This window comes from Prochlorococcus marinus str. AS9601 (genome assembly GCF_000015645.1).
Classification (GTDB): domain Bacteria; phylum Cyanobacteriota; class Cyanobacteriia; order PCC-6307; family Cyanobiaceae; genus Prochlorococcus_A; species Prochlorococcus_A marinus_O.
In genome coordinates, this window is the sequence record NC_008816.1 from 1 (window position 1) to 13099 (window position 13099).

Here is a 13099-nt window from a genome sequence, read left to right on the forward strand (position 1 = left end):
AATAGTTAAACTGTTTAAATAAAGAATTCCACAGTTTCCACAAGAACTACTACTACTAAACTTTTATTTATTTTTTTATTTATATTTTAGAAAAAGAGCAAAAATAAATTTATTGAATTTAATTTACGATAAAAGTATATTGTATTTGTAAAAAGTTCCAAATTCTGATGGAAATTATTTGTAATCAAAATGAATTAAATAATGCTATACAACTAGTAAGCAAGGCAGTTGCTTCAAGGCCAACGCATCCAATTCTTGCAAACATACTTTTAACAGCTGACGAAGGAACTAATAAAATTAGTGTCACAGGATTTGACTTAAATTTAGGAATTCAAACTTCTTTTGATGGAACTGTCAAAAATAGTGGAGCTATCACTATACCCTCAAAACTTTTATCAGAAATAGTAAACAAACTACCTAATGAAACTCCTGTTTCTCTAGAAGTAGACGAAAATTCAGATAATATTCTAATAAAAAGTGATAGAGGTTCTTTTAATCTAAAAGGGATACCCTCTGATGAATATCCTAATTTGCCATTTGTTGAAAGCGGTACTTCTTTGAATATTGAGCCTAGTTCTTTTTTAAAGGCTTTAAAATCTACCATTTTTGCCAGTAGTAATGATGATTCAAAGCAACTACTCACAGGTGTCAATTTTACTTTCAAACCAAATTATTTAGAGTCTGCTTCTACAGATGGCCATAGATTGGCTGTTGCCTTAATTGGTAAGGAAGAACAAATTGAAAATAAAGAAAACTTATCTTCAAATGTTGATGATTTATCGGTAACTATCCCAACTAGATCATTAAGAGAAATTGAAAAACTAGTATCTTTGAGAAGCTCAGAAAATTCAATTAAGCTTTTCTATGACAAAGGTCAAGTAGTATTTATATCTTCTAATCAAATAATTACTACGAGAACTTTAGAAGGTACTTATCCTAATTATTCACAATTAATTCCTGATTCTTTTTCTAAAATTATAAATTTTAATACAAAAAAATTAATTGATTCATTAGAAAGAATTGCTGTTTTGGCAGATCAGCAAAGTAGTGTTGTAAAGATTAAATTAGATGATACAGATTTAGCTTCAATCAGCGCAGATGCTCAAGATATTGGAAATGCAAATGAATCAATACCTGTTTCTTATTCAGGAGAAAATTTTGATATTGCATTTAATGTAAGATATTTGTTAGAAGGTTTAAAAGTTATTGCCTCTGAAAATGTACTTTTAAAGTGTAATATTGCAACTACTCCAGCTGTTTTTGTACCAGAAGATAATCTCAATTCTTTTACGTATCTAGTTATGCCAGTGCAGGTTCGTTCTTAACTTGAAATTACCTAAAGAAATTTTATTAAGTGAATTATTAAATTATATTGTTAAGGGCAATATGGTCCTTAATTATGGAAATGGTGAAAATGTTTGGATGCATCCTCCAGTTCATCGAATTTTAGGATGGTACTCTCGTCCTTCAAATTTTGATTTAAAAAGAAATGTTTGGCGATTAAATCAAATTACTCAAATAATAGATAATGAAATTTATGTCAAAGGTGATCCAGCTATTTCGGATTTAGCAACTTTAAATAGGTTCCCAACTTTAATAGAAGCTAATCTTATAAATATAAATGGATCAAAAATAGGAGTCATTGCAGATTTTCTATTTGAAATGAAAACGGGAAACATTAAGTATTACTTAGTTTCTAGATCTAACCCTAAGATTCCAGGTTCTAGTAGATGGAAATTAACTATTGATAATATCAATGATCAACAACCGGGATTGGTATTTTGTAAAAGCAATTCGTTAGATGATTTATCTTTAATAAAATCAAGTATTAAAAATGAATTTATGCAAAAAGGGAAAAAAATTTTTGATAGATTTGATGATATGAAAAATATTGCTTCTAATAGATTAGAGGAATGGCTTGAAGAAGATGAAGATATAAGCGAAAATTTAGATTTTAAACAAAAAAGTTTTTATAATAACGACAGAACCTCTAGAGAGTTTAGTGAAAAAAAAGAAGATGACCCTTGGATATAAATAATGATAAATCATGAAAATAATGATCTATTTGATCTTAATGAAGCATTAAAAGTTGAAAATTTAACACTTAATGATTACGAAGAAATTTGCAAAAGATTAAAGAGAAAACCTAATAGAACGGAATTAGGCATGTTTGGCGTTATGTGGTCTGAACATTGTTGTTATAGAAATTCAAAACCTTTACTATCTAAGTTTCCTACTAAAGGTAAAAATGTTTTAGTTGGACCTGGAGAAAATGCTGGCGTTATTGATGTTGGAAATAATCAAAAACTTGTTTTTAAAATAGAAAGTCATAATCATCCATCTGCTATTGAACCTTTTCAAGGCGCAGCAACAGGTGTAGGAGGAATTTTAAGAGATATATTTACAATGGGTGCAAGGCCAATAGCAGTGTTGAATTCATTGAGATTTGGTAACCTTGATAAATCATCAAATGTTGATTTACTACGAGGAGTTGTATCGGGTATTGCACATTATGGAAATTGTGTAGGGGTGCCTACTGTTGGAGGTGAAATTGACTTCGATGATAGTTACTCTGGAAATCCTCTAGTGAATGTCATGGCTTTAGGACTTTTAGAGACCGAGGAAATCGTTTGTTCTGGAGCTAAAAATGTAGGATCACCAGTATTATATGTTGGTAATACAACTGGCAGAGACGGTGTTGGAGGTGCTAGTTTTGCTAGTTCAGAATTAACTACAACTTCATTGGATGATCGACCTGCAGTTCAGGTAGGTGATCCATTTATTGAGAAAAGTCTTATTGAAGCTTGTTTGGATGCTTTCAAGACAGGGGATGTAATTGCAGCTCAAGATATGGGTGCTGCAGGTTTAACATGCAGTAGCGCAGAAATGGCCGCAAATGGAAATTTAGGGATATCTATTGATTTAGATTTGGTCCCTTCTAGAGAAGATGATATGTCTTCATATCAATATTTATTATCTGAATCGCAAGAAAGAATGTTGTTTGTGGTTAAGGAAGAAAAAATTAGTGATCTTATTGAAAAATTTAATAAATGGGGATTATATGCCAGTGTTATTGGTGAAGTTATAGGAACTAATGAGGTAATTATTTCTCATAAAGGTAATATTGTGGCCCAAATACCTACTTCTGCCTTATCTGATGATACTCCTGTAAATTTTCACAATGTGATTAATAATCCACCCGACGATCTTTTAAATAAATGGGAATGGAAAGAAAATGATTTACCAGAAATTAACGAGCAAAAAATATTTTCATTGAAGGAAAATAAAAAATTTTCTTTTTCAGAAATCATTTTAAAGCTACTCTCTAATCCATCAATAGCTTCTAAAAGATGGATTTATAAACAATATGACTCTCAAGTACAAGCAAATACAGTATTTACACCTGGAAAATCAGATGCAGCTGTAGTAAGACTAAGGGAACAAAATAAAAAAAGTAAAAATAAAGTATTTTCTGGTGTTGCTGCTTCAGTTGATTGTAATAGTAGATGGGTTGCGCTTGATCCTTTTAGAGGATCTATCGCTGCTGTAGCAGAATCAGCTAGAAATGTTAGTTGTGTTGGTGCTGAACCAGTAGCAATTACAAATAATTTAAATTTTTCTTCTCCTGAGAATGAAATAGGATATTGGCAACTCTCATCTTCATGTAATGGAATTGCTGAAGCCTGTAAAGCTTTAGAAACTCCTGTTACAGGAGGTAATGTATCTTTATATAATGAATCAAAAAATAAAGATAATCTAATTACTCCTATTAATCCTACTCCTGTTATTGGAATGGTTGGAAAGATAGATAATGTCGAAAAAGCTATAAGTAGTGAATGGAAAAATATTGAAGATCAAATCTGGTTAATTGGTTCTTATAAATCAGATACGACAACTGCAGCTAGTTCTTATTTGGAATATTTTCATGGAGAAATTACAGGTCGGCCTCCAAAAATAGATTTGTCGGATGAAAAGTTTTGTCAGAGTTTTTTAAGAAATGCGATTTTAAACAGTCTTGTAGTTTCTTCTCACGATATAAGTGACGGAGGTTTAGCTATAGCTTTAGCAGAGTCTTGTATTTTGTCCGCAAGGGGTGCAACTATAGAATTAGAGAAAGATTTAAATAGAGTTGATAATTTATTATTTGCCGAAGGGGGGTCAAGAATTATTTTTTCAATTAGTAAAATGAAACAAAATGAATGGTTTAATTATTTAAAACAAAATCAAATAAATTTTCCATCAAGTGTTTATGTAAAAAAAATAGGATACGTATCTAGTGATACGCTGAAGATAAAAATCAACGAAAAAAATATTTGCAATATTAGGGTTGAGGAATTAACCGAAAAATTTAATAATAGTATTTCAGATTACTTTTAAATATGAAAAATATTTCTCAACTATTTATCATTTTAAAATATTAAGTTATGTGCGGAATAGTTGGAATCGTTTCTTCGAATGATGTAAATCAACAAATTTACGATAGTCTTTTGCTTCTGCAGCATAGAGGTCAAGACTCAACAGGGATAGCAACAATGGAAAATACTGTTTTCCATATACATAAGGTTAAAGGTCAGGTTAATACTGCTTATAGAACTAGAGATATGAGGAATTTAATTGGCAAAATTGGATTGGGTCATGTTAGGTATGCAACTAAGGGATCAGCAGAAAGTGTAGAAGAAGCACAGCCTTTTTATGTTAATGCTCCTTATGGAATTGTTTTGATACATAACGGAAATTTGACTAATACCAGAGATTTAGAAAAACAGTTATTTAATGTGGACAAGCGGCATACAAATTCTTCAAGTGATACTGAAATGTTGTTAAATGTATTTGCGACAGAATTACAAGAACAAATTCATAATCAAGAATTAGAACCTGATATTATTTTTAGTGCGGTCAAATCTTTACATAAAAGAATTCAGGGATCATATGCTTCAATTGCATTAATTTCAGGACATGGTTTATTGGCATTTAGAGATCCTTTTGGGATAAGGCCTTTAGTCATAGGGAAAAGACTTTCCTTAACCACAAAAAAAGAAGAATGGATGGTTGCAAGCGAATCTTTAGTACTTGAGAATAATGATTATCAAGTAGTGAGAGATGTAGATCCAGGAGAAGCTGTTTTTATAAATCTTGATGGGGAGTTTTTCTCTAAGCAATGTTCTGATAATCCCATGCTATTTCCCTGTGCTTTTGAATATGTTTACTTAGCAAGGCCAGATTCAATTATGAATGGAATTTCCGTTTATAAAGCTCGTTTAAAGATGGGAGATTATTTAGCAGAAACAATAAAAGAAACAATTAATTCTGGAGATATTGATGTAGTTATGCCTATTCCTGATTCTTCTCGACCTGCGGCAATGCAAGTTGCAAGACAGTTAGGGATAGAATATAGGGAAGGTTTTTTTAAAAATAGATATGTTGGCAGAACATTTATAATGCCTGGTCAGCAGAAACGTAAGAAATCTGTAAGGCAAAAATTAAATGCTATGAGTGCAGAGTTTAAAAATAAAAATGTATTAATTGTTGATGACTCGATAGTAAGAGGTACTACTTCAAAAGAAATTGTGCAGATGGCTAAAGATGCAGGAGCAAACAAAGTTTTTTTTACATCAGCAGCTCCTCCTGTTCGTTATCCTCACGTTTATGGAATTAATATGCCTAATAGAGATGAATTAATAGCACATAATAGGACAATAAGTGAAATCGCCGATAAACTTGAAATTGATAATCTTGTTTATCAAAGTGTTGAAAGTTTGCGTAAATCTATAATTAGTGATTCTCCTATTAAAGGTTTAGAGATGAGTTGTTTCACTGGTGATTATGTAACTGGAACAGTAAATCAAGAATACTTAAATTGGGTTGAAAATGAATATAAATCTTAGTTGAGAAAGTTTTCAAGTCGGAAACAATTTTCAAGGTATTCATCATTATCTATTTTTAAAAAATCAATTAAAAAGTTTGATTTATTGGATTTGAAATTTATTTTATTTAAGTCTAATCTTGCAGATTTATTTTTATTAGTTTCAATATCAAGGTAATGGTTGCTTGCCATTATTTTTAGGAAGTAATCGTTTTTAAGTTGGGTTTTTTCGTTCAAATATCCCAAACTGTATTCATTTGAGCAGTAAATTTCATTACTATTTATGCAGAAGATTTTTCCTTGTTTAGAAATTAAAAAAATATTTTCTCCATCATGAAATGTACAACAGGAAACGATTTTTTCAGTTGGTAAAAGCTTTGCAATTATTAATCCTTTGGATTGTTTAGAAGTTGCCGTTAGAAATTTATTTGATAAATTAAATTTAAAAATTCTTCCTATTGAGGTTAATATTATTAAATTTTTGCTTTCATTAGAAATAAAAGAATCAACTGTTTTTAAATTATTTTTTAATTTTGTAATAGTGAAAGATCTATTGCTTTTAATCATATCTTTATCAAATAAAACTTTTTTAAATCTTCCATCCGAATTTAATATGCATAAATAATTTCTAGTTTCTTTTTTAATTGAATGAAAATTTATTATTTCACTTGGATGAATATTTCCAAGAATTTTATTATCTAATTTATAGTCTTTATTAATACTTGATTCCCAATCAATGTTAAATACTCTTCCCGTATTTGTGATTCCTATTAATTTTGTATTTTTTTCAATATTACATATAAATTTTTGAATATTTTTATTATCTATAATTTTATTTACACCCTCAAATGATTTCTTGTAATTACTTAAAATCATCCTTTTTAAATAAAGTCTATTGTCTATGTATAATTTTGTTTTTTTATTTATAAAGTCTTCTAATATCTGATTATTAAGAGTTTCTAATTCTTCATTTTGATTTAAATTTTTAATTATTTTTGTTTTACGTATAACATTATATTTTTTCTTTAATATTAATAATTCTTCTATGAGTAATTTAAGTAATAATTCTCTTTCGTTCAATAATTTTTGAAAATAATTCTTTTTTTCTGCTAAATTTTTTATTTCATTATCAATTTGATTTTTTTCTAGATTTGTTAATTTTTTTAGTGGCATATCTAAAACTGAATTTGCCTGTTTTTCACTTAAAAAAAATTTTTCTACTAATTTTGATCTAGCCTGCACAGAATTTTCTGATTCTTCAATAATTGCGATAACTTTTTTTATGTCTTTTGTAGCTTTAGATAAACCTTCTGATATTTCTAGTTTATCAAGGGTGTTTTTTAGAAAATAAAAAGTTCTTTTTCTAATTGTTTCTTCTCTAAATTCAAGAAAATAGTTAAGATATTTTTTAAGATTTAGTTGTACAGGCTTCCCTTTAATTAAAGCTAAGAATATTGCGCCAAAGTTTGTTTGTAGAGTTGTTTTTTTATATAAATTAGAAATAACAAGTTCAGAATTAGAATCTTTTTTTAGTTCTATTACAATTCTCATTCCATCTCTGTCGCTTTCATCCCTAATATCAGAAATTCCAATAATTTTGCCTGCATTTACAAGTTCTGCGAGTTTTTCAATCCAACCTGCTTTATTAATTTGGTAAGGAAGTTCCTTAATGATTATTGCATTCTTTTTATGTTTCCCTTTGCCCAAATTTACCTCTTCCGTATTTATAACCCCTCTTATCGTTATGGATCCTTTTCCAGTTTGATAAAGTTCTTCTATTGCACGACTATAAATTAATTCTCCTCCTGTAGGAAAATCAGGTCCTTTGATAATGTTAAAAAGTTTTTTATCACTAATATCTTTATTTTTAACTAAGGTAACTAAGCCATCAACAATTTCACCTAGGTTGTGAGGCGGAATATTTGTTGCCATGCCAACAGCAATACCTGTTGAGCCGTTCAATAATAAAAATGGAAGTTGGGCTGGAAGAACATCTGGTTCTTTTTGAGAACCGTCAAAGTTATTTGAAAAGTTTACTGTTTCTGATCCAATTTCTTCAAGAAATCCTTTATGAGCTATTGGAGCTAATCTGGTCTCAGTATATCTCATTGCTGCCGGCGGATCATTATCGATAGATCCAAAATTTCCATGACCGTCAAGAGTAGGATACTTAGTTGAAAAATTTTGTACTAGTTTTACTAATGCATCATATACCGCTTGATCTCCGTGAGGATGGTACTTTCCAAGTACATCTCCAACAACTCTTGCACACTTCCTAAATGGTTTATCAGGAGTTAAACCTAATTCGTACATTGCAAATATGATTCTTCTTTGTACAGGTTTAAGACCGTCTCTTGCATCAGGCAAAGCACGTCCAACTATTACGCTCATTGCATACTCCAAATAAGAACGTTGCATTTCTTCTTGAAGTGATATGGAAGTGAAATTTTTCTTATCCATTAGAGCGCAAAATTTAAAATTATGAACTAACTAAATTAAGACTAATAGGTAAAACAATAATTACCAGTATTGAACATTAAGATGATTGATTTATTTTGGATTTTGCCAGTATTACATCTTTTTTTAATTGTTCATTTTGTAAAAGAATTTCTGTGCTGGCTTGTAATTTTTCTCCCCATAACTGTTCTTTTCTATAATCATAATTGACATATTTGGGATCTTTACTCAAAGCTTTTTTTGCTAGTTGAATTGCTAATTTATTATTGTGGATATTTATACATGATGCTAGGCCTAGTAATGGTTCAGCATTTTCCTCAATTGAGATTGCATTTTCAAAAAGTTTGATTGAGAGATTTATGTTGTTTCTCTCGAAATAAGCTAAACCTTGATTATTGATTGCTTGCCAGAAATCAGGTTTGATTTTTATAGATTTATCAAACAATTTGATAGCTTCCAAATAATTTTTTTCCATTAATAAAATATTTCCTAATTGAAAAATAGCTTTGTGATTATTAGGCTCAATCTTTATTCCTTTTTCTAAAGCACTCTTTGCTTTTGTTCGTTGTGAAATTTTTAGATAAACATTACTTTTAGCAAAATATATTTCGCTTATACTTGAATTGATCTGTTCAGCTTTATTTAGAGAATTTAACGCGTTTTTGTATTTTTTGTTAGCTATTTGTGCTTCAGCCAAAATCAACCATAGTTTTTCATCTTTTGAATTTATTTTTACTGCTAATTTGGCTAAGTTAAGGCTGTCTTCATATTGACCAAAATATAGTAGTTGATATGCATTTTTGCCAATATATAAACTTTGTTTTTGTAAATTTTTTATTGTTGGGAAATAATAATAGGGAATTATTGCTCGAACTATTTCTATTTGAAAAAAGTAAAAAGAGATCAAGAATATCCAGATTGTTTTTTTTAAAAACTTCTTCATTTTTTAATTTTCTTATTACTTATATTTGCTTGAATGTTTCTTCTCCACATCCATGGTTTAATTCTTTTTAAAGTAGTTCCTTTAAGATTTTCTTGCCACGTTTTATCCTCCCACTTGAGGGACTCACTAGTAAGATTTTTAATCCATTCTTTTGGCGTAGTTTCATGATTATTGTTGTGTGGCACTGATTTATTCCATGGACAAACATCTTGACAAATATCGCATCCTGCAACCCATCCACCTAAATTTTTTTCTATTTTCTTTGGAATAGTTTTATCTCTGCTTTCTATTGTGTGATACGCAATGCAAAGATCTGATTGTATTACAAATGGTTCTACGATTGCCTTTGTGGGACAATGTTCAATACAAATATCACATTTTCCACAAAGTGATTCATGAGGTTTATCTGGCATTAAATCTTTTGTTAGAATCATGAACCCCAAAGTAAACCAAGAACCATTTTTTTTGCTTATTAGATTACTATTTTTACCTATCCAACCAATCCCTGCTTCCTCTGCCCATGCTTTTTCAAGAAGCGGAGAGGTATCAACACATATTTTCCATTTGCAATTAGGAATTTCTAGGTCGATCCATTTACCAATATTCTTTAATTTTTTGTGAATTACTTTATGATAATCCTCACCTTGACTAAATTTAGCTACCTTAAGGAAATTATTGTTGCTGTTTTGTGAATTAATGTAAGTAAATCCAACGCTTAAAACACTTTTTGCATCTTTAAAAAGTGAGCCTATATTTTTTCTTTTTTCTGCTTCCATCCATTTCATTTCAGCATGATAGTTATTTGATAACCATCTTTCTAATGCATTGGTTCTTAATTTTACGCGTGAACTTCCTGGTAATGAAGCTATTCCGGCAACTGAAAAACCTTCAAAAATAGCTCTTTCTTTTAATTTTTTACTTATTTCTTTTTTTTCTTGAATCGTATCAATCATTTCTTTTAAAAGTTCTTTTTGCAGAATAAACTTATAAATAAAATAGATATATTTAAGAAAAATATATCCTAACTTAGTAAAAACAGTTAAATTATTAGTAAAGTTAATATAGTTAAAACGTTATTTTGGTTGAATCTAATCAAAATCAAGATTCTAATCTAGGATCTAGGCTTCAACAAGATCTCAAAAATGATCTTATTGCAGGGCTTTTAGTGGTAATACCCTTAGCAACAACAATCTGGCTTTCATCATTAGTTAGTAAATTTGTTTTAACCTTAGTTACTTCAGTCCCAAAGCAACTAAATCCATTTATTACGCTAAATCCCTTATTACAAGATTTAATTAATCTTACACTAGGGTTAACTGTTCCTCTATTAGCGATTTTGCTAATAGGTTTGATGGCGAGAAATTTTGTAGGGCGATGGCTATTAGAATTTGGAGAGGGCACTTTATCAAAAATTCCAGTAGCAGGAGCAGTTTATAAAACTCTTAAACAATTGCTGGAAACTTTCTTAAGTAATAAATCTAATAGATTTAGAAGAGTAGTTTTAGTTGAATATCCTCGTGAGGGACTTTATAGTGTAGGCTTTGTAACTGGAGATGTAGGACCTTCTCTACAGCCAGAATTGGAAGAAAAGTTACTTAGTGTTTTTATACCTACAGCACCAAACCCAACTACGGGATGGTATACACTCGTCCCTGAATCTTCTGTTAAGGATTTGGATATTTCTGTTGAAGATGCTTTTAGAACAATAATTTCTGCGGGGATAGTAAATCCAGATGAGAAAAATAATACTACAAATCCAACATTTTCAAAATTGTTTTCTCAATTACGAGCTTCCACTAATACTTCTTCTTAATTGATGCACAATAGATCCCTTTCTAGAGAATTGTCTTTAATTTCTCTTGGCCTGATAAAAGATAAAGGTGATTTTAAACTAAATAAATTTCAGATAGAAGAAATTATTGAATCCGCAATTGATTCACTGATAAACCATTGCAGAGAGGAGTTAGATAATTGCGAGTCAGAGTTGGAAAATGCCTCACAAAAAATATTAGATAGTGAATTGCAAGAAGGTGTTGATTCTTCTTATTCAAATGTTAGAGATGAGTTAAAAAAATCTCTGACAAAAATTGAAAATGTAATGAATACACTTTCAGTAACTTTAGATTTTCCCAAATTAATTATTTCTAGCGGTCAAATAGATATTAGAGAGGATGTGAATCAAAGGATTTGTAATATAATAAATAACCTTAAAAGTATTGATTCTGATATCGATCAAGTCATGGATGGTTGGAGATTAAAAAGATTACCACGAATTGATAGGGATATTTTGCGTTTAGCTTATGTTGACATCAATTTTTTGAATACTCCTGTCGCTGTTGCTTGTGATGAGGCTGTTAATTTAGCTAATAAATATAGTGATTTGAAAGGAAGAAAATTTATTAATGGCGTTTTAAGGAGATTACAAACAATTTCATTGTCATAATTATTTGATATAAATATATATATTGTTTAAAAATTTTAATTACGAATTATAGATAATAATGACAAATACTAATCCTGATAATTCTCGAGAGTGGGCTGCTCAAGCTTATGCTCTTTTAAAAAAGAAACAGGAAGAGCAAAAGCAAGAATTACAGAAACAGGAAGAGCAAAAACAAGAATTACAGAAACAGGAAGAGCAAAAACAAGAATTACAGAAACAGGAAGAGCAAAAACAAGAATTACAGAAACAAGAAGAGCAAAAACAAGAATTGGTTGAAATTGTTAATAAAGAAAATACTCTAGGACAGTCTAAAAATACTCCTGAAACTGAATTAGGAGAATTTGATGACAATTTTACTTGGTCTGCAATGGTATTAGCTGCTCAAGGAAAAAAAATAAATCAAATATCGATTGATGAAATTGATTGGTTAACTAAATTACGGAGAGGATTAGAAGAAACCCGAAAAGGATTTGTCACTGAATTATTGGACAAATTGGGAGACGATCCTCTTACTCCGGAATCTCTTGATGATTTAGAGACTTTATTAATAAGGGCTGATGTAGGGATTGATTCAACCGATAAAGTTATAAGTTCTCTCAGAACAAAATTAAACGAGGAAGTTGTGGGAGGAGAAGCAGGAATAAAATTCTTGAAGAAGGAATTAAAATTAATTATTGATAAACCAATAAAAAATTCCGGTACTGATCTTCTAGTTCCCCAAAAGGGTAAGTTAAATGTTTGGTTATTAGTAGGTGTTAATGGTGTTGGCAAAACTACTACATTAGGAAAATTAGCATATTTGTCATCCAAAAGTAATTATAAAACTTTGATAGCTGCTGCTGATACTTTTAGAGCGGCTGCAGTTGAACAACTTAAAGTATGGGGAGATAGAAGTAATGTTGACGTTATATCTAATCAATCAAAAAATGCTGATCCAGCCGCTGTAGTTTTTGACGCAATTAATTCTGCAAAAAAAAGAAATGTTGATTTATTACTTGTTGATACAGCGGGTAGATTGCAAACAAAAAATAATTTGATGGATGAATTAGCGAAAATAAAAAAAATTATTGATAAAAAGGTTCCAGATGCAATTGTTGAATCATTATTAGTATTAGATGCAAGTCAGGGTCAAAATGGCTTAAAGCAAGCAAAAAGTTTTGCTAAATCAGCAGATTTAAGTGGAGCAATTATTACTAAATTAGATGGGACTTCTAGAGGAGGAGTATCTTTAGCTGTATCGGAAGAAGTAAATTTGCCTATAAGGTTTATTGGAGCTGGTGAAGGTATAAAAGATTTGAGACCTTTTAATAGTTATGAATTTGTAGAGGCTATGCTCGCAGATAAATAAATATTTAATTAATTTTTTTAAAAAATTAAAATTTAATGTTAAAAC

At 29.9% G+C, this 13099-nt stretch carries 10 protein-coding genes; 7 read left to right on the forward strand and 3 right to left on the reverse strand.

Annotation, left to right across the window (positions count from 1 at the left end):
* Positions 1–167 precede the first annotated feature (167 nt).
* From dnaN to purF, 4 genes are read left to right on the forward strand one after another with little or no spacing between them, the layout of a single operon-like run.
* Complete coding sequence (gene dnaN, locus A9601_RS09110; RefSeq protein ID WP_011817478.1) at positions 168–1325, forward strand: DNA polymerase III subunit beta; 1158 nt, start codon at positions 168–170, stop codon at positions 1323–1325.
* 1 nt (position 1326) lies between these two features.
* A complete protein-coding gene (locus tag A9601_RS09115) occupies positions 1327–2034 on the forward strand; it encodes a PRC-barrel domain-containing protein (protein WP_011817479.1) in 708 nt (235 codons plus the stop codon).
* A gap of 3 nt (positions 2035–2037) precedes the next feature.
* Positions 2038–4377, forward strand: coding sequence for a phosphoribosylformylglycinamidine synthase subunit PurL (gene purL / locus A9601_RS09125; protein ID WP_011817480.1), 2340 nt, complete (start codon positions 2038–2040; stop codon positions 4375–4377).
* A gap of 47 nt (positions 4378–4424) precedes the next feature.
* Complete coding sequence (purF, locus tag A9601_RS09130) at positions 4425–5885, forward strand: amidophosphoribosyltransferase (RefSeq protein ID WP_011817481.1); 1461 nt, start codon at positions 4425–4427, stop codon at positions 5883–5885.
* On the opposite strand, the gene A9601_RS09135 is transcribed toward purF, so the two are convergent.
* The 3 genes from A9601_RS09135 to queG form a co-directional block, all read right to left on the reverse strand.
* Positions 5882–8323, reverse strand: coding sequence for a DNA gyrase/topoisomerase IV subunit A (locus A9601_RS09135; RefSeq protein WP_011817482.1), 2442 nt, complete (start codon positions 8321–8323; stop codon positions 5882–5884). The genes purF and A9601_RS09135 overlap by 4 nt on opposite strands.
* Positions 8324–8399: 76 nt before the next feature.
* Positions 8400–9263 carry a tetratricopeptide repeat protein gene (locus tag A9601_RS09140; protein ID WP_011817483.1) on the reverse strand — a complete coding sequence of 288 codons (864 nt, stop codon included), beginning with the start codon at positions 9261–9263 and terminating at the stop codon, positions 8400–8402.
* On the reverse strand, positions 9260–10216 hold the full coding sequence (gene queG / locus A9601_RS09145) for a tRNA epoxyqueuosine(34) reductase QueG (protein ID WP_011817484.1): 957 nt from the start codon (positions 10214–10216) through the stop codon (positions 9260–9262). Before queG ends, A9601_RS09140 begins: the two co-directional genes overlap by 4 nt.
* A 125-nt stretch (positions 10217–10341) precedes the next feature.
* Between queG and A9601_RS09150 the strand changes: the two genes are divergently transcribed.
* The 3 genes from A9601_RS09150 to ftsY are packed head-to-tail and all read left to right on the forward strand — an operon-like array spanning position 10342 to position 13054.
* Entirely contained in the window at positions 10342–11076 is a 735-nt protein-coding gene (locus A9601_RS09150; protein WP_011817485.1) for a DUF502 domain-containing protein, read from the forward strand.
* A 3-nt stretch (positions 11077–11079) separates the two neighbouring features.
* Positions 11080–11706 carry a transcription antitermination factor NusB gene (nusB, locus tag A9601_RS09155; RefSeq protein WP_011817486.1) on the forward strand — a complete coding sequence of 209 codons (627 nt, stop codon included), beginning with the start codon at positions 11080–11082 and terminating at the stop codon, positions 11704–11706.
* A 58-nt stretch (positions 11707–11764) separates the two neighbouring features.
* Positions 11765–13054 (forward strand): signal recognition particle-docking protein FtsY, encoded by a 1290-nt coding sequence (gene ftsY / locus A9601_RS09160; RefSeq protein ID WP_011817487.1) that lies wholly within the window; start codon positions 11765–11767, stop codon positions 13052–13054.
* Positions 13055–13099 lie beyond the last annotated feature (45 nt).